The 20,751-nt window shown below is 67.0% G+C and carries 26 protein-coding genes; 14 read left to right on the top strand and 12 right to left on the bottom strand.

The features are described 5' to 3' along the window. The first annotated feature begins 33 nt into the window (after positions 1 to 33). Both ACOGXQ_RS05875 and ACOGXQ_RS05880 read left to right on the top strand, forming a co-directional pair. The gene (locus ACOGXQ_RS05875; RefSeq protein WP_419946497.1) at positions 34 to 885 is read left to right on the top strand and encodes a sugar phosphate isomerase/epimerase family protein; all 852 of its coding nucleotides are present in this window, start codon (positions 34 to 36) and stop codon (positions 883 to 885) included. A 99-nt stretch (positions 886 to 984) separates the two neighbouring features. Then, the gene (locus ACOGXQ_RS05880) at positions 985 to 2,064 is read left to right on the top strand and encodes a phosphotransferase (RefSeq protein WP_419946498.1); all 1,080 of its coding nucleotides are present in this window, start codon (positions 985 to 987) and stop codon (positions 2,062 to 2,064) included. 21 nt (positions 2,065 to 2,085) lie between these two features. Here the strand turns inward: ACOGXQ_RS05880 and ACOGXQ_RS05885 are convergent, their stop codons facing one another. Both ACOGXQ_RS05885 and ACOGXQ_RS05890 read right to left on the bottom strand, forming a co-directional pair. Continuing rightward, entirely contained in the window at positions 2,086 to 2,910 is an 825-nt protein-coding gene (locus tag ACOGXQ_RS05885) for an SDR family NAD(P)-dependent oxidoreductase (RefSeq protein WP_419946499.1), read from the bottom strand. 11 nt (positions 2,911 to 2,921) lie between these two features. Then, positions 2,922 to 3,713: an SDR family NAD(P)-dependent oxidoreductase gene (locus tag ACOGXQ_RS05890; protein WP_419946500.1), complete on the bottom strand. Its 792-nt coding sequence runs from the start codon at positions 3,711 to 3,713 to the stop codon at positions 2,922 to 2,924. Positions 3,714 to 3,794: 81 nt separating this feature from the next. Here ACOGXQ_RS05890 and ACOGXQ_RS05895 point away from each other — a divergent pair, with 81 nt between their 5' ends. Next, positions 3,795 to 4,592: an SDR family NAD(P)-dependent oxidoreductase gene (locus ACOGXQ_RS05895; RefSeq protein ID WP_419946501.1), complete on the top strand. Its 798-nt coding sequence runs from the start codon at positions 3,795 to 3,797 to the stop codon at positions 4,590 to 4,592. Beyond that, a complete protein-coding gene (locus ACOGXQ_RS05900) occupies positions 4,589 to 5,119 on the top strand; it encodes a nuclear transport factor 2 family protein (RefSeq protein ID WP_419946502.1) in 531 nt (176 codons plus the stop codon). Before ACOGXQ_RS05895 ends, ACOGXQ_RS05900 begins: the two co-directional genes overlap by 4 nt. A 104-nt stretch (positions 5,120 to 5,223) precedes the next feature. On the opposite strand, the gene ACOGXQ_RS05905 is transcribed toward ACOGXQ_RS05900, so the two are convergent. Continuing rightward, the gene (locus ACOGXQ_RS05905) at positions 5,224 to 6,090 is read right to left on the bottom strand and encodes an enoyl-CoA hydratase (RefSeq protein WP_419946503.1); all 867 of its coding nucleotides are present in this window, start codon (positions 6,088 to 6,090) and stop codon (positions 5,224 to 5,226) included. A gap of 55 nt (positions 6,091 to 6,145) precedes the next feature. On the opposite strand from ACOGXQ_RS05905, the gene ACOGXQ_RS05910 reads away from it, so the two are divergent. The 4 genes from ACOGXQ_RS05910 (at position 6,146) to ACOGXQ_RS05925 (ending at position 9,542) form a co-directional block, all read left to right on the top strand. Then, entirely contained in the window at positions 6,146 to 6,433 is a 288-nt protein-coding gene (locus ACOGXQ_RS05910; RefSeq protein ID WP_419946504.1) for a DUF1330 domain-containing protein, read from the top strand. A gap of 120 nt (positions 6,434 to 6,553) precedes the next feature. Further along, positions 6,554 to 7,831 (top strand): acyl-CoA dehydrogenase family protein, encoded by a 1,278-nt coding sequence (locus ACOGXQ_RS05915; RefSeq protein ID WP_419946505.1) that lies wholly within the window; start codon positions 6,554 to 6,556, stop codon positions 7,829 to 7,831. Positions 7,832 to 7,992: 161 nt separating this feature from the next. Next, entirely contained in the window at positions 7,993 to 8,748 is a 756-nt protein-coding gene (locus ACOGXQ_RS05920; RefSeq protein ID WP_419946506.1) for an SDR family NAD(P)-dependent oxidoreductase, read from the top strand. Further along, the gene (locus tag ACOGXQ_RS05925; protein ID WP_419946507.1) at positions 8,745 to 9,542 is read left to right on the top strand and encodes a ThuA domain-containing protein; all 798 of its coding nucleotides are present in this window, start codon (positions 8,745 to 8,747) and stop codon (positions 9,540 to 9,542) included. The genes ACOGXQ_RS05920 and ACOGXQ_RS05925 overlap by 4 nt, the downstream gene beginning before the upstream one ends. A 442-nt stretch (positions 9,543 to 9,984) precedes the next feature. Here ACOGXQ_RS05925 and ACOGXQ_RS05930 read toward each other — a convergent pair whose 3' ends face one another. The 6 genes from ACOGXQ_RS05930 to ACOGXQ_RS05955 form a co-directional block, all read right to left on the bottom strand. Then, positions 9,985 to 10,557, bottom strand: a complete 573-nt coding sequence (locus ACOGXQ_RS05930; RefSeq protein WP_419946508.1) for a Uma2 family endonuclease — start codon at positions 10,555 to 10,557, stop codon at positions 9,985 to 9,987. A gap of 201 nt (positions 10,558 to 10,758) precedes the next feature. Then, the gene (locus ACOGXQ_RS05935; RefSeq protein ID WP_419946509.1) at positions 10,759 to 11,163 is read right to left on the bottom strand and encodes a hypothetical protein; all 405 of its coding nucleotides are present in this window, start codon (positions 11,161 to 11,163) and stop codon (positions 10,759 to 10,761) included. 134 nt (positions 11,164 to 11,297) lie between these two features. Then, positions 11,298 to 11,870: an AAA family ATPase gene (locus ACOGXQ_RS05940; RefSeq protein WP_419946510.1), complete on the bottom strand. Its 573-nt coding sequence runs from the start codon at positions 11,868 to 11,870 to the stop codon at positions 11,298 to 11,300. A gap of 46 nt (positions 11,871 to 11,916) precedes the next feature. After that, entirely contained in the window at positions 11,917 to 12,210 is a 294-nt protein-coding gene (locus ACOGXQ_RS05945) for a TA system antitoxin ParD family protein (protein ID WP_419946511.1), read from the bottom strand. Positions 12,211 to 12,498: 288 nt separating this feature from the next. Beyond that, positions 12,499 to 13,713 (bottom strand): IS110 family transposase, encoded by a 1,215-nt coding sequence (locus ACOGXQ_RS05950; RefSeq protein ID WP_419946512.1) that lies wholly within the window; start codon positions 13,711 to 13,713, stop codon positions 12,499 to 12,501. A 188-nt stretch (positions 13,714 to 13,901) separates the two neighbouring features. Beyond that, entirely contained in the window at positions 13,902 to 14,213 is a 312-nt protein-coding gene (locus ACOGXQ_RS05955) for a transposase (RefSeq protein ID WP_419946513.1), read from the bottom strand. A gap of 163 nt (positions 14,214 to 14,376) precedes the next feature. On the opposite strand from ACOGXQ_RS05955, the gene ACOGXQ_RS05960 reads away from it, so the two are divergent. The 6 genes from ACOGXQ_RS05960 (at position 14,377) to ACOGXQ_RS05985 (ending at position 18,939) form a co-directional block, all read left to right on the top strand. Next, a complete protein-coding gene (locus ACOGXQ_RS05960) occupies positions 14,377 to 14,574 on the top strand; it encodes a hypothetical protein (RefSeq protein WP_419946514.1) in 198 nt (65 codons plus the stop codon). A gap of 729 nt (positions 14,575 to 15,303) precedes the next feature. Continuing rightward, positions 15,304 to 16,656: an IS1380 family transposase gene (locus ACOGXQ_RS05965; RefSeq protein WP_419946515.1), complete on the top strand. Its 1,353-nt coding sequence runs from the start codon at positions 15,304 to 15,306 to the stop codon at positions 16,654 to 16,656. Between the two features lie 676 nt (positions 16,657 to 17,332). Continuing rightward, positions 17,333 to 17,605 carry an ArsR/SmtB family transcription factor gene (locus ACOGXQ_RS05970; protein WP_419946516.1) on the top strand — a complete coding sequence of 91 codons (273 nt, stop codon included), beginning with the start codon at positions 17,333 to 17,335 and terminating at the stop codon, positions 17,603 to 17,605. A gap of 3 nt (positions 17,606 to 17,608) precedes the next feature. Then, the gene (locus ACOGXQ_RS05975) at positions 17,609 to 17,998 is read left to right on the top strand and encodes a VOC family protein (protein ID WP_419946517.1); all 390 of its coding nucleotides are present in this window, start codon (positions 17,609 to 17,611) and stop codon (positions 17,996 to 17,998) included. Between the two features lie 171 nt (positions 17,999 to 18,169). After that, positions 18,170 to 18,595: a CopG family transcriptional regulator gene (locus ACOGXQ_RS05980; RefSeq protein WP_419946518.1), complete on the top strand. Its 426-nt coding sequence runs from the start codon at positions 18,170 to 18,172 to the stop codon at positions 18,593 to 18,595. Next, positions 18,592 to 18,939: a DUF5615 family PIN-like protein gene (locus ACOGXQ_RS05985; protein WP_419946519.1), complete on the top strand. Its 348-nt coding sequence runs from the start codon at positions 18,592 to 18,594 to the stop codon at positions 18,937 to 18,939. The genes ACOGXQ_RS05980 and ACOGXQ_RS05985 overlap by 4 nt, the downstream gene beginning before the upstream one ends. Before the next feature lie 36 nt (positions 18,940 to 18,975). Here the strand turns inward: ACOGXQ_RS05985 and ACOGXQ_RS05990 are convergent, their stop codons facing one another. From ACOGXQ_RS05990 to ACOGXQ_RS06000, 3 genes are all read right to left on the bottom strand, one after another. After that, on the bottom strand, positions 18,976 to 19,392 hold the full coding sequence (locus ACOGXQ_RS05990; RefSeq protein ID WP_419946520.1) for a hypothetical protein: 417 nt from the start codon (positions 19,390 to 19,392) through the stop codon (positions 18,976 to 18,978). Between the two features lie 12 nt (positions 19,393 to 19,404). After that, on the bottom strand, positions 19,405 to 20,082 hold the full coding sequence (locus ACOGXQ_RS05995) for a DUF433 domain-containing protein (protein ID WP_419946521.1): 678 nt from the start codon (positions 20,080 to 20,082) through the stop codon (positions 19,405 to 19,407). A 118-nt stretch (positions 20,083 to 20,200) separates the two neighbouring features. Next, entirely contained in the window at positions 20,201 to 20,632 is a 432-nt protein-coding gene (locus ACOGXQ_RS06000; protein ID WP_419946522.1) for a PPOX class F420-dependent oxidoreductase, read from the bottom strand. Between the last annotated feature and the right edge of the window lie 119 nt (positions 20,633 to 20,751).

Below are 20,751 nucleotides of genomic sequence, written 5' to 3' on the forward strand. Positions count from 1 at the left end.
GACAGTAGGCGGTCTGGACGCGAGACTTGAGAGGTGAACCGCAGCGCGCATGACCTCGGCCCCGACGATCTCGTCTGGGATCACTTCAGCCGCCCCCGGTTCGACGATGTCCCGGCACGGATCCGGGCCGCAGCCGAAGCCGGCTTCGCTGCGGTCGGGCTGTACCTGGGGGCTTGGGAACGACTCCGGACCGATGCGCGCGAGACAGCGCGAATCGAGCAGGCACTCGCCGAGACCGGACTGGTGATCGCCAACATCGAGGTTGTGCGGGGCTGGGCGAGCCCGGACCGCGCTAGCGAGGCATGCACGGCGCAGGAAGCGCTCGCGTATGAGATGGCGGACCGGTTCGGCTGCCGGTACCTGCAGGCCATCGGCAACTACACCGGCTCAGTCGCCCAGGCCGCAGCGGGCTTCGCCTCGTTGTGCGACCGGGCCGCCGAGCACAGCCTGCTGGTCGGCCTGGAATGGGTGCCCTCGCTCACCAACATCGAGAGCGCCGCCGTCGCCGACTCGATCGTCGGCGAGGCCGACCGGGCCAACGGCGGCTTCTGCTTCGATGCCTGGCACCTCACCCGCTCCACCAACGATCTTGACGACCTGCGCCGGCTCGACGGGACGAAGATCTTCGCGACGCAGTTCAACGACGGGACGATTTCGCCCCAGCATCCCGACTATCTCGAGGACTGCTTGACGAATCGTGTGCCGCCGGGCCGCGGGGAGTTCGCGCTGGAAGAGATGATCCGCATCCTCGACCGTCTCGGCTCGATCGCACCGATCGGCCTCGAAGTGTGCTCGCAGCAGCTGTGGGAGGGTCCCGTAGCGACAGCGGCACAACTGGCTGTAGCGGGCATGCGTTCGGTGCTGAGCCAGGCCCGTCCCCGCTGAACGGGACGCCCACGATCTGGGCCGCTAGTTTCGCTGCCTGATCGGTTTCGGCCGGCCTGTACGCAGCGCATCAGATGGTGCCCATCTGGGAGGGAATCCGTGGAACTGCCGGCAACGCCCGCTGACATCAGTGTCGAGTGGCTGAATGACGCCGTGGGAGGCGACGGCAGCGCCGTCACCGCAGGCCGAGCCGTCGTGGCGGTCGCCACCGATGACATCGGCGACGGCACCGGGATCTTCGGTGAGATCGCACGCCTGTCGCTGACGCTCGACGACGGTACCGCCACCTCGCTGGTGGTCAAGATGCCGTGCACCGAGCCGGCAAACCTCCATGTCGCCCAGATGCTGGGCATCTACGAGCGCGAGATGAACATGTTCGAACATGTGCTGGACCGCTCGCCGATGCACGCTCCGGCATGCCGGCTGGTGGCGCGCGGCGACGACGGTCACTTCGTCCTGCTGCTCGAAGACATGAGCACCGACTGGGAGGTGGGCGACCAGATCATCGGCGCCACGATCCCCCAGGCTGAGCAGGTCGTCGATGCGCTGGCCGCCTTCCATGCCCACTGGTGGGAAAGCCCCGACCTCGACGACATGACCTGGCTGCCGAAGCCGAACGCGCCGCAGTACGCCGCCGTGGTACCCGGCCTCTACCGGGCGGGGCTTGGTGGCCTGCAATCGGACTGGGCGGATCGCGTGCCGCCGCAATCGGTCGATGTGGCGTTGGCCCTCGACCCCCGCTTCGAGGAGATCCTCGAGCGCACGGCCGCCGGCCCGACGACGCTGATCCACACCGACACCCGTCTCGACAACATCTTCTTCGCGAAGGACGGCAGCGGAGAGGTGGCGTTCATCGACTTCCAGCTGGCGCTGGCCGGGCGCGGCGTCGCCGATGTCGCCTACCTCGTCGGCACCAGCGTGCCCCACGCCAGCGCTGTGGAGCATTGGGAGGCGCTGCTGCGGCGCTGGCACTCCGGGGTGGCCGAGCGCGGGGTCGTCTACGCGTTCGACGATGCGCTGCGGGCCTACCGGGAAGCGGCGCTGTACTACCTGTCAGGCGCCATGGCGCTCATCGGCACCTTCGACACCGGCAACGAGCGAGGCGCCAAGTGGGCCGAGGCGTACGCGACGCGCATTCTGAACCATGTCGTCGACATTGAGGCATCGGCGGTGCTGTAGCCGCGGCACCAGCCGCGCCCGTCAATACGGCAGCGTGCCGCCGTCTACCGGGAACATGCAGCCGGTCATGTTGCGGGCTGCGTCGGAGGCAAGATGCACCGCCACCGCCGCGACTTCGGAGACAGTGTTGAGGCGCTTGATGGCCGATTCCTGTGCGAACGCGTCCAGCAGTGCCTCGTAGCTGCCGAGGCCCATCGCCTCCGCGCTGGCCGGACCGGTGGCGCGCACGATGTCGGTCTCGATCAGCCCCGGCAGGATCGCGTTGACCGTGATGCCCAGCGTGCCCACCTCCGCCGCAGCAGCTTTCACCAGGCCGTTGACCGCGTGCTTGGTAGCGGCGTATCCCGGGATGCCGGGCTTGCCCAGCTTGCCTTCCACCGACGACGTGACGATCACGCGGCCGGACTGGCGCGGCACCATGTGCTGCAGGGCGCGGCGCATCCCCCAGAACACGTGATTCAAGTTCCAGTCGACTTCGAGGTTCCACTCCTCGTCGCTCATCTGGAACACCGGTGCGGTCTGCTGCACTCCCCCGCTGTTCAGGCAGCAGATGTCGAGTTGCCCGAATCTCTCGATCGTGAAGTCGACCAGCCCCTCGACGGTGTCCTGGAGAGCGGCATCCCCGGCGAAGAAGGCGACATCGGCCTCGGTGACGCCCAGAGCGCTGCACATCTCGTCGATGGCGCGCTGACCCTTGGCGGTGTCGCGCCCGTTGACGACCACCTGAGCACCGTTGGCCAGGAACGCCTCGGCCATGCCGCGCCCGATGCTGCGAGTGCCGCCGGTGATGCAGGCCACACGTCCCGCCAGCTTGTCTGACCCGTTGGTTGAACCGTCTGCTGCCATGGGTTAGCCCCCTAGTACGGCGCCGTGCCGCCGTCGATGGAGATCAGCGAGCCGCTGATCCCGCCCCCTGCTTCGGAGGCCAGCAGCACGCACACCTCGGCGACGTCCTCTACCTCGTTGAGCCGCTTGATCGCCGATTCCTGCGCGAACTGATCGAGCAGCTGCTCGTAGGTGAGACCCATGGCCTCAGCGGCCGGCGGCCCCTCGGCGGCCATGATGTCAGTCTCGATGGCGCCGGGGCACACAGCGTTGACGGTGATGCCGAGCGGCCCCACCTCTTGGGCGCACGACTTCACCAATCCGTTGATGGCGTGCTTCGCGGCCACGTAGATGGAGATGCCGGGCTTGCCGACCTTGCCCTCGACTGACGACATCGCGATGATGCGGCCGCTGCCCTGGGGGATCATGTGCGCCAGCGCCGCCCTCGTCGTCCAGAAGGTGTGCCAGAAGTTCCACTCGAGCGAGTCGGCCATGGCCTCGTCGGTGAGGTCCGCCACGGGGGCATGCCCGCTGGCGCCGCCCGCGTTGGCGAACAGGATGTCGATCTTGCCGAACCGTTCGACGGTGCCGTCGACGACGGCCTCGCAGTCGGCTCGCTGCTTCACATCGCCGGCGATGAAGTGGACTCGGTCGCCGGCGTCCATCGCCGAGTCCATCTCCGCCACCGCTTGCGCGCCCTTTTCCGGGCTGCGGCCGTTGACGACCACGCTCGCACCCTCGCGCACGAAGGCCTCGGCCGTTGCACGCCCGATGCCGCGCGTCCCGCCGGTCACGCATGCGACCAATCCAGTGAGTTCGCCCATCAGCCCCCGCCCGTTCGGCTCCGGGGATTGTAGGCGCCAGCCGACAGGCGAGCGCTCTCACACCAGTCCTACTCTGTGGGCGTGGACGCATCCATCGGCTCGCTGCTGAGCCTGGACAGCAGAGTCGCGCTGGTGACCGGCGGGGCGACCGGCATCGGCGAAGGCATCGCCCGCACGCTGAGCGCCGCCGGGGCGTCGGTGACCATCGGGGACATCGACGAGGCCGGCGCAGAGCGAGTCGCGTCCGAGACCGGCGGAGAAGCGGTGCGGCTCGACGTCACCGACCCTGCCCAAGCCGACGAGACGGTGCGCGCCATCGACGGGCTGGACCTGCTGGTGAACAACGCCGGCACCTATCGCGAGGCGGGCAGCATCTTGGACCAGCCCACCGAGAGCTGGCAGCGCTCGATCGATGTCAACCTCGCAGGGCTGTTTCACTGCTCCAAGCCTGCGGCCGCCTCGATGGTCGAAGGCCAGCGGCCGGGCACCATTGTCGTCATTGCGTCTGTGGACGGCCTGCTGCCGTGCCTGGGCACCGGCTACGACTCGGCGAAGGCTGCGGCGATCCAGTTCGCCCGCAGCCTCGCTGTCGACCTGGCGCCGCACGGCATCCGGGTGAACGCCGTCAGCCCAGGACACGTTCCGGTGCCGACGCTGGCCAAGATGCGCTCAGGCGAGCTGCCGCCGCTGTGGCCGCAGGACCCTTCGACCAGCGGCCTCATGGGACCGCTGATGACCCAGCGGTCGTCCAACATCCCGCTCGGACGGTCGGCCGAGGTGGCAGAGATCGCCAACGCCGTGCTCTTCCTGTCGAGCGCCGCGTCCAGCTACATCACCGGCCAGAATCTTGCAGTCGACGGAGGATGGACACTCGTATGAGCGGCACGCTGCCCCGCGCCGTACGCCCCGGCGACGGACCTGCAGTGAGCGATCCGTTCCCGCCCGCGGATCTCGGGAGCGCCGACCGGGCGGCCATCGTCCAGCTCACCGTCGACTACTGCTGGGCGCTGGACACCCGCGACTGGGAAGTGCTGCGCCGGGTCTTCACCGCCGATGCAGTGACCGACCTCGGGCTGGGCGGCCAGCACGGCGTCGACGAGATCATCGCCCGCGTCTCGGGGGCGCTCACGCCGCTCGACGACAGCCAGCATTTCGTGGGCAACCACCAGATCGTGATCGAGGGCGACACGGCAAAGGGCCGCTGCTACTTGCGGGCTCAGCACATGCGCAAGATGCCCGACGGCGGCGACGTGTTCGAGATCGGCGGCCGGTACGAGGATCGCTACATCCGCACCGCGGAGGGCTGGCGCATCTGCGAGCGCACGGTCATCCCGATGTGGCGTTCCGGCAACGTCGAGGTGGTGATGCCGCCCGGGCGGGTCTCGGGCGGCAACAGCGACGTCTGAGGCCCCGCGACGAGCCTTCTCGTTGTCGCACCGATTGTTTCCCGCTCTTGTTCGCTTCGCTCACGGGCCGCTCGAGCCACGGCTTCGCCTGCCGGCTCAGCCTCCTAGCGGCCGGCGCTGGCGTCGGCCCGGATGACGTCGGCGCCGGTGGGATCCACCAGCATCCCGTGCACCCACTGATTGTGCGCGTGACCGACGTGCTGCAGGCCGAATGCCTGCTGCAACGCCTGCGGGAAGCCCATCGCATCGACCGACTGGTTCACCGACATCTTGGCCAGCTTCAACCCCATGGAGGGCCGCGACGCAATGCGCACCGCAAGGTCGAGCGTGGCCTGCGACAGCTCGTCGCGGGGCACCACGCGGTTCACCATGCCGACCTCGCGTGCCTCCGCAGCCGACATGGACTCGCCGGTGAACAACAGCTCCTTGGCTCGGCGGGCGCCCAGTTCGAATGCATGCGCGAAGTACTCGACGCCGTTCACGCCGAACGCCACGACGGGATCGGAGAAGGTGGCGTCCTCGCTGGCCACGACGAGATCGCACGGCCACACCAGCATCAGCCCGCCGGCGATCACCTTGCCCTGCACCTGCACGATCGTGGGCTTGGGGATGTCACGCCACCGGGCGCAGAAGCCCATGTAGATCTCCTGCTCGGTCGACATCCAGCCCTCAGCCCCGGGCTTGGAGAAGCCCGCCACCGGTCCGACGGTGTCGAAGCTCTCGAACGACGACCGGTCGCGCAGGTCATGCCCGGACGAGAAGTGCTTGCCGTTCGCCCCGAGAATGATGACCTTCACGTCGTCGTCGGCAGCGGCGACGCCGAAGGCGTCGGTCAGCTCGTACAGCATCAGCTTGTCCTGCGCGTTGGCCGCCTCGGGACGGTTCAGCATGATGCGAGCCACACCGTCGGCCGGCATCTCGTAGGTGATCCGCTCGTAGCCGTTCGGTGATGGGGGGGACGCTTCGCTCATGGGTTCACGGTAGCCAGCAGCGGCAACACCCCGCACGGCCTGCTAGACCGGGCGGATGCCTGCATACCTGATTGCGAACTACGACGTTGTCGACCCGGACAAGTACAAGGAGTACCAGCGTGGAGCGGCGCCGATCATGGCGGGGGGCGGCAAGCTGCTCGTGCTCGACCCGGCCTCGGTCACCAAGGAAGGCGACGCCGGGGCGCAGACGGTCGTCATCGAGTACCCCACCATGGAGGCCGCCCGGGCGGCATACGAGTCGGATGAATACCAAGCCGTGGTGGGCATCCGGCTGGGGGCCACCGCCAACGGCCGCGCCGTGCTCGCCAACGGCATGGGCTGATCCGGCCGGCTTGTCTGACCTGTCTGCCTGACCGGGCTGCCTGACAGCATTGCCTGGAAGCATTGCCAGACAGAGCGGACCCGTTCGAACGGCTCGGACGCCACCACCGAAGCAGACCGCATGACCCAGCCCGCTGTTGAGGAGTTCACGGCGCAGGCCGCCGACTGGCTCCGCCTGCACGCCGACCCGAAGCCCGCAGCAACCGCCGCGAACGGCAACGCCGACCGGATCGCCTGGGGCGAGGGCCCCTTCAGCGTGTCGGTGTTCCACGACATGAGCCATGACGAGGAGTCCGACCTGCTCGAGCGGCTGCGCAGCTGGAACCAGCTCAAAGCCACGCAGGGCTACCACGCCGTGAGATGGCCCGTCGCCCAGGGCGGGCTCGGACTGAGCGCCGCGCACGCACGGGCGTACAGCCGACTCGAGCGTGAGTTCGAGGTGCCCGACAGCCACGAACTGTTCAGCGTGACGGTGGGGCTGATGGCGCCCACCGTGCGCGCCTTCGGGACACCCGAACAGAAGGAACGCTTCATCGGCGACCTGCTGCGGACCGATCTCTACTGCTGCCAGCTCTTCTCCGAGCCTGGCGCCGGCTCGGACCTGGCATCGCTCGGCTGCCGTGCCGTGCGCGACGGTGACGAGTGGATCGTCAACGGGCAGAAGGTGTGGAGCTCGGGCGCGCAGTTCGCCGACTTCGGGCTGCTCATCGCCAGGTCCGATCCCGACCAGCCCAAGCACAAGGGCATGACGGCGTTCATGCTGCCGTTCGACCTGGCCGGGGTGACGGTGCGCCCCATCAAGCAGATGAGCGGCGGAACGTCGTTCAACGAGGTGTTCTTCGACGACGTCCGGCTCGGCGACGAGCTGCGGATGGGCGACGAGGGCGAGGGCTGGAAGGTGGCGCTCACCACGCTCGGCTTCGAGCGCGACCACTCCGCCAGCGGGGGCAGCGGCGGCGGGCGGCGGCCGGGCGGATCATGGCGCCAGCTGCGCTCGACAGCCGAGGTCCTGGGCGTCACCGACCATCCAGTGGTACGCGACGCGATGATGCGCCTGTACCTGCACCTGCAGTCCGAAGGCCACTTGAACCGCCGAGCTGCCGACTTGGCCAGGGGCGGCACGCCCGGACCCGAAGGCTCGCTCGGCAAGCTGAAGTGGACCGAAGGGATGCGGCTCATGTCGGACGTGATCTCGCAGATCCTGGGACCTCGGCTGGTGGCCGACACGGGCGAGTGGGGCGCCTACGCCTGGGGCGAGCACGTGTTGGGAGCGCCCGGCTACCGCATCGCCGGCGGTTCCGACGAGGTGCAGCGCAACATCATCGGCGAGCGGGTGCTGGGCTTGCCCTCAGAACCACGCGTGGACCGCGGCATCCCGTGGAAGGATGTGCCTCGCTGAGCCAGAGGCTGAGCCGGCAGGCGAAGCCGTGGCCCGAGCGGCCCGTGAGCGCAGCGAACAAGAGCGGGAAGCAATAGGTTCGGCAGCGAGACGGTGCACCTATCGGCGCTTCCTTCACACAGCAAGACGATCAAGACTGTCAAGACAGCAAGGAGACAGACATGGATCTCGGGTTGAACGGCAAGAGGGCGCTGGTGACCGGCTCCACCAAGGGCATCGGCAGGGCGGTAGTGGAAACGCTGCTGGCCGAAGGCGCATCGGTCGCGATCTGCGCGCGCGATGCCGACGGTGTTGCCGCGGCGCTGGGGGAGCTCTCCTCCAGCGGGACGGTCTGCGGCAGCGCCGTCGACGCGGGAGATCTCGACAGCCTCACCGCGTGGGTGAACAGCTCTGCGGAAGAACTCGGCGGGATCGACATCTACGTGCACAACACGTCGGCCAAGCCGCAGCGCAAGCTCGAGGGCTGGATCAACAACTTCAACGTCGACCTCCAGGCGCTCGTAGGCGGCGTCGCCACAGCGCAGGAGGCCCTGGCTGACGGCGGCGGTTCGCTCATCAGCATCGGCACGACGGCGGTGGCCGAGCACTTCGCCACCGGGTCGAGCAGCTATTCCGCCTTCAAGGCAGCCGTCACCAATTGGACCTTGGGCCAGGCGCAGGTGCTCGGCGCCCAGGGCATCCGCTGCAATGTTGTGCAGCCCGGCCCGATCTTCATCGAGGGCGGCGACTGGAACATGATCAAGGACCACATGGCCGACTTCTTCACCGCCACGCAGAAGTCGCACCCGCGCGGCGAACTGGGCACGGCGCAGGATGTCGCCAACGCAGTGGTGTTCCTGGCCTCGGATGCCGCGAAGCACATCAACGGCGCGAACCTCACCGTCGACGGCGGCTTCACCAAGCGAGTCAACTATTGAACCCCGACGGCGACCAGCGTGACGGTGCGGGCAGCGATCCGCCTGCACGCGTCGACGCGCACCTCGTGGCCGGCGGCAAGTACCACGACATCGACTTTGCGCGAGGTGAGCTGCTCGGGCTGCTCGCCGAGCACCCTCACGTACGGGTTACCGTCTGGCCCGACTACGAGGCCGCGGATGCCATCTGCGAGGGTGCTTTCCTGGTCAGCTACACCTGCGATGTGCGGCCTTCGGCCAAGGCGCAAGAGACCATCACCGAGTGGGTGCGCGGCGGCGGGCGCTGGGTGGCGCTGCACGGCACGAACGCTGCGCTCGACCTCGGCAAGCCCCACGGCGTGGAATCGCCGCGGGTGTTCCCGACCTGGGCGCAGACGCTGGGCAGCCAGTTCATCGCACACCCGCCGATACAGCCTTACCCGGTCGAGATTGCCGACCCAGCGCACTGGCTGGTGGCCGACATCGAGCCCTTCGACACCGACGACGAGCTGTACCTGATGGAGTACCACGACCGCGACGCACTGCAGACGCTGCTGCAGACGCGCTGGCAGGGCAACGCACGCGGTTTCGCCGAGTCCGACTGGACCGACGGCGACGACACGCACCTCATCCAGTACGTGCGGCCGCTGGGGCAGGGCGCGGTGCTCTACAACACGCTTGGCCACTGCCGGGGACATTGGGACATGGCGCCGGTACTGGCGTACTACCCCACCATCGAGCGCTGCTCGTGGACGAAGCCCCAGTACTACGAGCTGCTGCGTCGTACCATCCGCTGGGCTCTCGGCGAATCCGGCTGAGCAGCGCTGTCCGTGCAATCCTCAGCGCAGTCGCCGACAGCCGAGCATGGTGGCCAGATCCAGAAGCTCCTTGCACCGCTGACCAGGCAACAGCGAGTGAGACTGCATGAGCGAGTGAGACTGCATGCCCCGGCGCCCGACATGCTCCAGGTACTGGATCCTCGGCTCTACAACAGCGTCGCTGCTTCCTACGCCAACGAGCACGGCCTGAATTGCACGGCCTGAATTGGTTCGTGGCCGATCACATCGGCGCCGCGGCCTTTCACAATGCTGAGCTGGTGTTCTCCAGCGAGCGTCGAGTGCCTCCGGCAATCGCAACAGGAAAGGCCGCAGACATCGTGGCCTGCCGCATTGTTGCCCGACGAGCAGCAAACGGCTCAGCGCGACAATCCATCGACGGTTCAGTCCCTTCGTATCGGGCGCTGGAGCGCTGCGGTCCGGCTTAGTCGGCGAACAGCCTGCTGAGCGGGTAGGCGAACCCCGGCAGCACGTCACCGCCGTCGAGGCTGCCGGCCTCGGTCAGCGTCTCCACGGCCTCCGCGGCGGCGCGATACACCTCCACCGTGCGGGTCCTCGGGAATACAACCCACACCAGCTGCACCCCGTAGCTGACCCACATCCGAGCCTTGGCGTCGACATCCGGACGGCGATCCGACGGTGACACCACCTCCGCCACCAGTTCAGGCACCCACTGGCCGTACTTCTCAGTGGCGCTGCCGGGCGGGCGCCGCTGGTACGACGTGAATGCAAAGTCCGGAGCACGCACCGTGTCGGGGTCGCGTTCGAGCTGGATGCCGTAGTCGGCTGCGAATGCTGTGCCAAGCCGGTGCTCTTCGACGAACTTGCCGACCTGCAGCCCGAGCCGGAAAGCGATCTTGCTGTGCGTATCTCCGGCTGGCGTCATCTCGCAGAACACACCCCTGACCAACTCGCCACGCACGCCCTGAGCGTCGAGGCGCAGCAGGTCCTCGGCGGTGAGCAACGTAGCTGAAGAGGCTTCAGTGGCAGTCTTCATTTAATTTCGACACTTTTCATTGTCATGAGCAGCGGTCCTATACTACAAATGTCGTCGTGACAGCGGCGAGATCGAGATACTGCCTCGCCATTCTCGCACCCCGGCAGGCCACACGAAGAACGGATTCTCCACGCACGGGCCGAGATGCTGCCACCGACAAGCAGTGCTGAGCTTCTGGCCGAGTAGCTCCCTCGTGGCGTACTACGCCGCCAGAACGCGCTTGCGCTGGGCGTGGCAGACGTAGGCGAAGCTCTGGGGCGGTCGACAGCCGTGAGCCTGTCGAAGCGTGTGCAGCGGTATCGGGGCGGCCAGCGGCTCGGGGCGTTCCAGCAGCAGCGCCACGCCTCGGTCTCGGCCTTCGAGATAGGCGTCGAAGTCGGGCCTCGACAGGGCAGTGTCGGCGCCGTGCAGGCGCCACAGTTCGTCGGCTGGATATCGGGCGACGCTGCGGACCACGCATGTGCCGACGAGCGCTCGCTCATGGCCCGACGCGTACAGCAGCGCCAGCGTGGGAACGGTGATCCGCGGCATGACTCGTCGCACTTCGATGACCGTCTTGGTGCCGGACAGGATCGCCTCGGCGAATCTCGGCTTCAGCGGGAGCACAAGCCCTGATGCTTCATGAGAATTGGACTGATCGCTTTTTTGAGTCTTCGCGTTTTTGTGGGGTGGGGTTGCTGGGCTTGGCGGCTCGTCCTGCGCCGCTGGAAGTCGTGCTGCTGCCCGACGATTTGGCCCGCTCAGAGCCTCACCAACTCGATTGGTGCCCATGGTGGCCATTCGGGTCGGCCGACAGGCATGCCTGCGTGGAATGTCGCGACGGACACGAACGGAGTCTCTGCGTGCGAATTGTCATAGACGCGCACGTTGTCCGCGATATTGATGGCCTCAACGACATGGCTCCACAGCCGTTGATGGCGGGAGCGCACCTTGCCCTCAGGTACGTCGTGACCGCCGAGTTCGGCGCGGACCGCAACTCGGGCAACGGCTTGATCTTCAGGAATGATGATGACGTACAGGGATACGACGTAGCCGAGATGGGAAGCCGTGCTCACGAGTTCGAGTTTCGACTCATGCGAGAACACGGTCTCGGTCACGAACGAGGTCCGCGCAGCCAGCAGCTCGTCCCGGCGTGCTGCCGCCAGAGCCGCTGCCTCATAGGCGTGCTTGGCTTCCTCTCCGGGCCATTCCCGCGCAGCGATGAGGTCCGCGTTGACGAACTCCAAGGTGGACGGTGCGAGGATGAGTTGCTGGAAGGTGCTCTTGCCAGCGCCGTTTGGGCCAGCGATGACGCGCAGCGTTGGCGTGGGCATCGCAGACTCCTCATGCCGTTGGCCTCATCGGGCCGGCCAGCGGGGGTCAGGGATCGACGCGGACGACGTTGCCTTCGTTGTCGAGGTCGATGTACGGCCGGCCTTCTGCTGCGAACACGACAGTGAGGTTGAGCGCCTGTCTGCGCTGCTCGGTGCACTCGGCCCATTCGGCGCGGACGATGGCCTGCTCGTGGCTGTTGAGGTCGTCGTAGTGTCCGTCGCAGCCAAGCACTCGGGTGATGTCACGATGAGACACATCGGCCGACATCTCGCACTCAGCGCCGATGCGGGCCCAATGGCTGATCTGTTGAGCCGTGCTGCGGCTCATCGTCGGCGCCATCGCCTCAGCTCGTGCGTGGACTCTTTCATCGACACGGACCGGGTTGCTGGTAGGCCTGGTAGGCATAGTGCGACCTCCGACAATTACTGTAGCAAATTGCAACACCTGACGTGCCAGCAGCGTCAGATTAGTGGCTCTTCGCGTTTTAGCGTGGGGTGAGGTCGTCGAGCAGGGTCCAGTCGGGTTTGGCGGCGTAGAGCAGGACTCGGGTTCTGTGGTGGTCGAGGTTGGCGGTTCCCGAGCGAGACTCGTTTGATGAGCTTGGCGGGGTTGATGCTCCTGTGTGTGTCAAGTCGGGAGTTGGGTGAGGTGTTGTTGGTATCGTTCGGCGAGGTCGCGGTCGTGTCGGTGGCCGTTTTCGAGTTCAGAGATGCGTGTGGGCCAGGTGTTGAGGGCTCGGGCTGTGGCCTTGATGGTGAGGCCGGCTCGGGTGCGCTGTTGGCGCAGATCGTGCCGGTTGGGGACGATGGGTGGGTCGGTGAGCAGCCGGTAGACCTCTCGTGCGATGTGGCGTTTGAGGCAGCGGATGGTCTCTCGTCGGGTCTTGCCCTCGGCTTGGCGCCGTTTGGCGTAGTCGATGGTGCGTTGATCGACGCGCGTTCTTGTGAACGCGATGCGCCACAGGGCGTTGTTGGCGTTGCGGTTGCCTCCGCGGTTGAGTCGGTGACGGGTCTGGGGTCCTGAGGACGCTTCGACAGGGCTCGCGCCGCACAGCGCGGCGAACGATGCCTCGCTGCGCGTCCGCTGGGGGTTGTCGCCGGCGGCGACCAGCAGCGCCGACGCGGTCTCGACGCCGACTCCCACGGCGCCGAGCAGCGCTGGGTTGGCTTGTTCGCACAGTGTGCGCAGCTCGACGTCGAGCTGCGCGATCTCGTCGGTGAGCGCCTGGTGGCGGCGCGCCAGCGCGCGCAGCGCAGTCTTGACCGACGCGGTGACGGTGTCGCAGCTGCGGTCGGGCCGCAGGCGGGAGCAGGCCTCAGCGGCGGCGGCGGCGCTGAGCGTCCCGAACCGGTCTTTGAGGTCCTCGGGTGCGGTGAGGAGGATCGCTCTGAGCTGATTCGCGGCGACGGTGCGGGCCTTGACTGCTGAACGCCGCGTCAATGACAGGACTCTGATCGCCTCGGCGCAGCCGTCGCCGGACTTGGGGAGTGCGGTGGCTTCGCCACTGAGCACGGCTCGCGCCGCGGACTCCGCGTCGACGGTGTCGGTCTTGCCTCGCCGTCGGCGTGTGTGGCGGTTCGGGCGGTTGACCTCGGCAACGTCGATGCCTTCAGCAGCGAATCGCCGAGCGAGGCCCGCTCCATAGGAGCCGGTGCCCTCGACGCCGACGCGCGTGATGCTGCCGTGCGTTCTCAGCCACCCCAGCAGATCACCGCAGCCGGCTGCGTCGGCGGCGAACGCTGCACTTCCCAACAGCGTGCCCGTAGCGTCGAGCGCGACGGCCACATGTGTGTGCTTGTGAGTGTCGACCCCGCCGAAGACCTCGGCTCGGTCCTGTGACATGATGACGATGCCTCCTTGTGGTCATCCGACAATGGGGCACCACCGGCCGCGACGGCGGACAGAACACTCACGGTGCTGGCTTCAAGGCTCCTGTCAAGCCACGTCCGCCCGACCGGTCGGTGCGCCCCCGGCCGACAAGAACGGGCCGACAGATCAACCTGAAGGCACCGAGCCAGTTGGCAGCAGGGTCAGACCCATCCCGCCGACAAGGCCCAACCATTATGAGCGCTGGCGGCCTCGGTGGAGCCGTTGGTCACGCGGGACCGATGCCAGTTGGCGATCTGGGTCCGCCATGTGCGCAGGGTGCGGCCGAGCTTGTTCAGCTCCGGGGAGTACGTTTCGCGTGAGAGCTCGTCGAGCGCTTCGAGCGCGAGTTCGCGGTCGCCGATGCGGTAGATGCCGCGCAGGGTCTCCTTGGCGTGCCATGCGTCGCGGACCTCGCCGCGGGGGTCGCCAGCGGCGAGCAGGCCGACCAGCTTGGTTTTGCCGCGCTCGGTCACGCTCGGATCCTCGCTCAAGCTTCCCTCGACGAGCAAGCGATTGCCGTAGCGAGGTGCCGGTCCGTGCGACCGTTGGCTCTGCATGCGACGTGCCGCTGCTCCGGTCGCTCTCGGCAGAACGACCAAAGATGGCTATACTTCAGACCAGAGAAGGAGCAAGGCGATGAGCGGCGTGACTTACGAGCTTATTGACGATCAGCAGCAGTGGCAGATCTTCGATGAAGCCGCTCGCCGTCTGCTGTCCATCGACGGCGAAGAGTTCGAGCGTCGATGGGAGCGCGGAGAATATCTCGACAATGATGATTCAGGGGTCATGCAAGTAGCGTTCTTGAGACCCTATGACTCATCGAACATCGACTAGAGCATTTCAAGCGTTCCGGCAGTCGGTGCAAGACTCGATAGCTTGCTTTGCCCATAGTCGCGTCACGGGCACCACACACCAGCCCGACAGGAAGGGCAGGCTCACGCTCAATAGCGACCGGCGCATGATTGAGATCGAGTGCGCGATCGGCTACCGCATCGAGAACCGAGGTACGCAAGGCGTCAATGACTGGCGCGTTGCCACTCTCGGCTACATCCATTCTGTAAGTCTCGACGGTGAGAGGGTTGCGGAGTTTCATTGGCACCCTGACGAAACTTCAAACATCTGGTATCCCCACATCCACCCGCGACTTGCGGGTTCCGGAAGAGGCCAAGGAGGAATGCACATTCCCTCCGGTCGCATCTTCGTAGAGGATGTCCTGCTATTCGCACATGAACGCGGTGCAGTACCGCTCAAGAATAACTGGAGCGAGATTGTCGACAGTGTGAGGCAGAGAATCGCGGCTGAGGCAAGTTGGGGTACTCCTGCAGCGAACTGGATGCCTCCCCCTAGTGGTGTGTCGCGGTTTTCTTGCGGGCAGGTCGCGGCCCGCTGACCTGCGGAAACAGGCTTCGGCAGGCCCTGCGCAAATTGCCGACGCACCACTAGCCCTGATTGTTCACGAGTCTGTGGGCTGAGGTTGTTCGGGTTCGCGGAGATGCCCCTCTGGCCTGCGATGATGCGTGTGTTGTACAACCGCATCAGCGAGTTCAGGGGGGCATCTGCGAGGTGAAAGCTGTCAGTGTCGCGAATGCGTGTCTGGCAGGCGGCGGGGACCGGTTGGCGTGGGGCGCGGGTTTGTTCGCTTTGGGCGGTTTCGCGGACGGTGTCGGGCTGACCGAGGCGCTGTCGGCCGTGGTGCCCCCAAAGGGTGAACGCGTCCCGGTGCATGACCGCGGCGTGGTGCTGGTCCATGGGCTGTTGATGACGGCTGGGGGCGGTGAGGCGTGCAGCGACATCGAGCATCTGAGAGCGCAGCCGGAGCTGTTCGGCGACGTGGCGTCGGACTCGACGCTGTATCGCACGCTGGTCGGGCTGGGAGCAGGCGGCGCTGCGGCGTTGCTGGACGCAGCAGCGCAGGTGCGCGAGCGGTTGTGGGCCAACGCGGATCGCAGCGGCCCGCTGGTGGTCGACATCGACTCGACGCTGGTGGAGGTCCACTCGGAGAACAAGCAAGGCGCCGCTCCCCATTACAAGGGCGGCTTCGGGTTTCATCCGATGGTGTGCTCGACCTGCGACGGGGAGCCGCTGTGGATCAAGCTGCGGTCGGGCAACGCCGCCGCCAACCACATCGAGGACCATCTCGAAGTGCTCGACGCGGCCGTGGCGACGCTGCCCAGCGCCGACGCGGCAGGCCACCGCAGAGGCGACGGCGCCGGACTCGTGGAGCGATCGCTGGTGGTGCGCATTGACGCCGCGGGCTGCTCGCCGACCCTGGCCGGCGAACTGGCCGAGCGCAACATCGGCTATGTCGTGTCGGCGCGCGCTTCGCCGGTCGTCACAGCGGCGATCCGCAGCGCACTGGGGGACCCGAGCCGGTGGCATACAGCCAACAGCGGCTCCAAGCGGCGGCACAAGCCGGTGCGCGCTCAGGTCGCGGACCTCACCGACCTCGCGGACCTCTCAGGCCGGCCGCCCCGCACGCGGCTGGTGGTGCGCCGAGAGCCGCGCCACCCCGGCGCGCAGCGCAGCCTGTTCGAAAGCGAGAACTTCCGCTACTGGGGATTCCTCACCGACCAGCCCGGCCACCCGACCCGGCTCGACCGCCTGATGCGCAAACACGCCGACGCCGAGGACGCCATCGCACGCCTCAACCACAGCGGCCTCGCGCGCATGCCCTTCACCGACTGGCACGCCAACAGCACACGGGCCGCCCTGTGCGCCCTCAGCTTGATGCTCGTGGGCTGGTTCCAGAACGCCTGCCTCACCGGGCCGCTGCGACGCGCAACACCCAAACGGCTCCGCCGGCAACTGTGGCACCTGCCCGCCGCGGTGTGCCGCAGCGCACGGCGCGTCCTGCTGCGGCTCCCCGACCAGCACCCAGGCGCCAAAGCACTGCTCGCCATCGCACACCCCCGCTGAGGCAGCCCCCCGCACCCCCAACCAGCGCCTTCCCGACCCGGCGGGCCAGCCCCCGCACGCCCCCACAGCCACACCCGCCCCGCCAACCGTCCCCACACGCACCCCAACAACCCCGACCGCACCGGCCCCGCCACCACACACCGCCAAAACCAGCACCCAACACACAGAAAAAGCGACCAACGCAATTCTCATGAATAATCAGGGCTAATGCGTGCCTGAGGCGACGGCGATCGGCTCTCAGCTCAGGGGACCACGGATCGCTGCGATGAAGAGTGCCCCGTCTCGCAGAGCATGGCTCCTCGATGCTGTTCAAGGCTGGCTGAAGCCTGCGCACACTGACGCGCCAGCGATTAGTGGCCTCGCCGTCAACGAAGTCCGCGACTTGGTGGGCGGAGTGCCGTTCGCCTCGCTCGACGGAAGGCCGGAGGGACGCAACGACCGTGATGACGCCCAACAGCAATTCGCTCACGGAAGGTGCCATTTGAACCTCAGAACCTCGTGCGCTCACCGGATGGCATCCGGTCAGAATCGTCGTCGCAGGGTGTGACACGAATACGGCACATCCCGCCCGCCACCACATGCCGAGGCGCGCCCGGCAGCGCCCGCCATCTGCGGCGCCCGGCACCGACTCGGGCCAATAGGCAAGCTGTCACTTGCCTGTTACAGTGCCCCACCAGTGGCCGACATCTACAAGGCCCTCGCGGATCGGACACGTCGAATCATCCTCGACGAGCTGGCCGAGCGCGATGGCCAGACACTGTTCGAGATCGGAGCACGGCTCGCTTCCAAGCACCAGCTGAGTTCGACCCGCCAGGCGATCTCTCAGCACCTCGGCGTCCTGGAGGACGCCAGCCTCGTCTCAACCAGACGTGAAGGCCGCTACAAGTACCACTTCTTCAACCGGACACCGCTGTCGGAGATCAACCGGCGGTGGCCAAGAAAGGACTGAACGATGAGGATCGAGCTCACCGGAGTCTTCGTTCACGACCAGGCGGAGGCCCTGGCGTTCTATACCGACGTGCTCGGCTTCCAGACGCGTCACGACATCCCGCTCGGCCAAGACCGCTGGCTGACGGTCGTCTCGCCCAACGATCCCGACGGGCCCGAACTGCTGCTCGAGCCGTCGCATCACCCGGCCGTCAAGCCCTACCGCGACGCCCTGATGGCCGACGGCATTCCGCTGGCCCAGTTCGCCGTCGACAACGTCGCAGCCGAGCACCAGCGCCTGACCGAGGCCGGCGTCGCCTTCACCGTGCCCCCGACCGATGTCGGCGAGGCCTGGATCGCCGTGTTCGACGACACCTGCGGCAACCTCGTCCAGATCATCTCCGTCAAGCCCTGAGCACAACCCCCGGCCGATGCTGGCGACGCAGGTCGGCAACACCGGCGATGCGAGCCCCGTCAACATCCATGCACAGCCGCAGCAGGGCGAAGCCGAAGTCACGGCAGAGCCGTGGCGTAACTCAGCGCACTACGATGTAGCGCAGCGCACTCGGGAACCCAGGAGGTTGCGATGAGCCGACCGACCTCGCTGCGGCTGCCAGAAGCGCTGCGGACACGCCTTGACGACGAGAGTCGGCGGATCGCGAGCGCCCCGTCGTCGCTGGCAGTCGTGCTGATCGACGAAGGGCTCAAGATGCGGCGATTTGGGGGCATCGTGTTCCGTGACGGCCCGACGGGGCGCCGCGCCGGGTTGGCCTCCGGACCCGACGTGTGGGAGATCGTGCGTGATCTCAAGCGCCACGGCGCCGGCGCCAGCGGCGACCCAGTCAGCGTCGTCGCCGAGGAAACTGGCCTTGCGCCCGAGCTGATCGGTCTCGCAGCCGACTACTACGCCACGTTCCCCGATGAGGTCAACGACCGCATAGCTGCCGACGCCAGAGCCGCCGAAGAAATGCGTGCGCTCGCGGATCGCCGAGACCGCATGCTGTCGGCGTGAGGTGGCTGCTCGACGAGATGTACCCGCCCGCGGCCGCTGCCGAACTCGGACGGCTCGGCCACGATGCCCGCAGTGTCGCCGGCTCGGCTCTGGCGGGCGCCGAGGACGAGCATCTCTATGAGCTGGCAGCCAGCGAGGGTCGCGTCCTCGTCACAGAGAACTTCGCCGACTACGCACTCCTGGTGACGCGCAGCCTGGAGCGCAGCGCTCCCCGGGGCGTCGTCGCGTTCGTCAGAAAGAGCGACCTGCCCTCGGGCACCGCCCTGGGCCCAGCCCTCGCACGCCGCCTCGACGCATGGGCCGCCGCCAACCCATCGCCCCCACCCGGCACCCACTGGCCCTGACACCAACCCGGGCACGACCCCGCGGCACTCGTGTGGCTAGTTGATCGGCTTGAGACCATCCCGCCGGGTCAGCGACCAGAGTGACGGCCCGCTTTGGGTTCCGACCTCAAGAACGATGTCGTCCCAGTGACGCTCGATGAGCGCTCCCATCTGCGACTTGTCCATGTTCTTGGTGCTTGCGAGAAACACCGCCCTGACGGCTGATCGCATCAGGTGATCACACTCGTTCTTGTCGCGGCGGATCCTCTTGTCCCGCGTGATGAAGATCAGGTCACGGCCGCTCGCGCCGAGCGCATCGAGCAGGTCAGGGTCCTTGGCGGACACTGGAATTTCGGGAATCGCAGGGTGCCCGACCCAATACACAAGGCCTGGTCGGAGGGCGTCGAGTTCGTATGCGACGCCCAGGATGTTCTCGTCAATGAAGACTCCGCTGAACGTTCCGCCTTGCGCCATCGCGTTGCACGCTCATGCAACCCGTGAGCATCGCAGGGCGTCGTCGACGACTTCGTCGCTGATGTCCCAGGTCGCCTTGATGTCGTCGCGTGTCTCGCCTGCAGCGATCGCCTCGGCAATGGCGGAGATCCGCAGTCGCCGGCCCCGAACCGTCGGCTCTCCGAAGCCGTACTCGGGGTCCAGCACGACGTTCGGAGCGCCGAACAGGCGAATGCGGCGCACCTCGTCGGTTTCCTCGTACTCGGCGTCCTGCTGGAAGCGCTGCACCTCCATCGAGAGCATGACGCCCTGGTTGGTACGCACCACGAACCGCAGCGACGGGCTCAGCACCGTCTCGTCCTGGACACGCAACACCAGATCCCGGCCGTCTTCGTTGAGGAACGGGCGAGCGGTGGCGAGCGGATAGTCGGTCTCGAATTCCCTGCGCAGCGCCATGATCGCCGGCCGCATCCGCACGACTGCGACGCCACGGCTGCGGTACTCGGCGATCAGCCGCGTCTCGACGAACTCTCCCCAAGTGACCACATCGGATCCCGTGGTCTCAGCGCGCACCAGCGGCTCGTACCGGCGACCGCGCCGCTCGTAGCCGTCGATCCACCGCCGCGCTGTGCCGGTGCCCAGGTCGAGCAGCCGGTCCACCTGGCTCATCACGTACACCTCGCGATGAAGCAAGGACGTGACCTGACCCATGAGAACCTCCGCTGCGCTTGTTCGCCTTCAGGATGCCACGAGCACCGCCCAGGCACGGGCCGAATTTCGGCCACCGATGAACAGTGCGCAGGCCGGCGCACGCCGACCGCCACCTGCCTCAGCGGTCGGCGGGGGTGTGCTCCTCGGCGTGGACGGTGTGGCGGTACGACGTGATGGTGATCCGCAGGTTGACGCAGCCCTCGAAGCGCACCCGGAACGGCTGGTTGGTGTACTTGTGGCTGAGGGCGTCGAGCACGACCATGTCGGGGTCGGGCTCGATCTCGGCCACGCCGCGCAGCTGCAGTTCCTCATAGGGGTTGTCGAAGTCGACGACCGAGATGACCACGCGAGGATCCCGGCGCAGGTTGGCCACCTTGTGCGAGCCCTCCCCGGTGGAGACGATCACCGTGGAGGCGTCGACGGGGTCGATCCATACCGGGGCGATGCTGGAGGTGCCGTCGGTGCGGATGGTGGCGAGGTGTGCGAAGTTCGGTCTGCGCAGCAGTTCCTGAGCGTCGTCGCTCATGGCCGCCGGTTCTGATGCCGTCATGGATGCTCCCGTCTCCCGCCGACCCAGCCCAGCATGCCCGCGTGGCGACCGGCGCCAGTGCCATCGCGCTAGGCACAGCAATCCTGGGCAGCGAAGGCAGAAGTAATGGGGCCTGATAT

This window comes from Candidatus Poriferisodalis sp., assembly GCF_965208485.1.
Lineage (GTDB): Bacteria > Actinomycetota > Acidimicrobiia > Acidimicrobiales > Poriferisodalaceae > Poriferisodalis.

Excerpts from the sequence above, each read along its gene's own strand:
- ACOGXQ_RS05930 (WP_419946508.1), bottom strand. The coding sequence starts at position 10,557 with ATGAAGACTGCCACTGAAGCCTCTTCAGCTACGTTGCTCACCGCCGAG.
- ACOGXQ_RS05995 (WP_419946521.1), bottom strand. The coding sequence starts at position 20,082 with ATGGGTCAGGTCACGTCCTTGCTTCATCGCGAGGTGTACGTGATGAGC.
- ACOGXQ_RS05950 (WP_419946512.1), bottom strand. The coding sequence starts at position 13,713 with ATGTCACAGGACCGAGCCGAGGTCTTCGGCGGGGTCGACACTCACAAG.
- ACOGXQ_RS05945 (WP_419946511.1), bottom strand. The coding sequence starts at position 12,210 with ATGGCGCCGACGATGAGCCGCAGCACGGCTCAACAGATCAGCCATTGG.
- ACOGXQ_RS06000 (WP_419946522.1), bottom strand. The coding sequence starts at position 20,632 with ATGACGGCATCAGAACCGGCGGCCATGAGCGACGACGCTCAGGAACTG.
- ACOGXQ_RS05975 (WP_419946517.1), top strand. The coding sequence starts at position 17,609 with ATGAGGATCGAGCTCACCGGAGTCTTCGTTCACGACCAGGCGGAGGCC.
- ACOGXQ_RS05900 (WP_419946502.1), top strand. The coding sequence starts at position 4,589 with ATGAGCGGCACGCTGCCCCGCGCCGTACGCCCCGGCGACGGACCTGCA.
- ACOGXQ_RS05920 (WP_419946506.1), top strand. The coding sequence starts at position 7,993 with ATGGATCTCGGGTTGAACGGCAAGAGGGCGCTGGTGACCGGCTCCACC.
- ACOGXQ_RS05905 (WP_419946503.1), bottom strand. The coding sequence starts at position 6,090 with ATGAGCGAAGCGTCCCCCCCATCACCGAACGGCTACGAGCGGATCACC.
- ACOGXQ_RS05960 (WP_419946514.1), top strand. The coding sequence starts at position 14,377 with ATGAGCGGCGTGACTTACGAGCTTATTGACGATCAGCAGCAGTGGCAG.
- ACOGXQ_RS05980 (WP_419946518.1), top strand. The coding sequence starts at position 18,170 with ATGAGCCGACCGACCTCGCTGCGGCTGCCAGAAGCGCTGCGGACACGC.
- ACOGXQ_RS05990 (WP_419946520.1), bottom strand. The coding sequence starts at position 19,392 with ATGGCGCAAGGCGGAACGTTCAGCGGAGTCTTCATTGACGAGAACATC.
- ACOGXQ_RS05940 (WP_419946510.1), bottom strand. The coding sequence starts at position 11,870 with ATGCCCACGCCAACGCTGCGCGTCATCGCTGGCCCAAACGGCGCTGGC.
- ACOGXQ_RS05910 (WP_419946504.1), top strand. The coding sequence starts at position 6,146 with ATGCCTGCATACCTGATTGCGAACTACGACGTTGTCGACCCGGACAAG.
- ACOGXQ_RS05885 (WP_419946499.1), bottom strand. The coding sequence starts at position 2,910 with ATGGCAGCAGACGGTTCAACCAACGGGTCAGACAAGCTGGCGGGACGT.
- ACOGXQ_RS05915 (WP_419946505.1), top strand. The coding sequence starts at position 6,554 with ATGACCCAGCCCGCTGTTGAGGAGTTCACGGCGCAGGCCGCCGACTGG.
- ACOGXQ_RS05890 (WP_419946500.1), bottom strand. The coding sequence starts at position 3,713 with ATGGGCGAACTCACTGGATTGGTCGCATGCGTGACCGGCGGGACGCGC.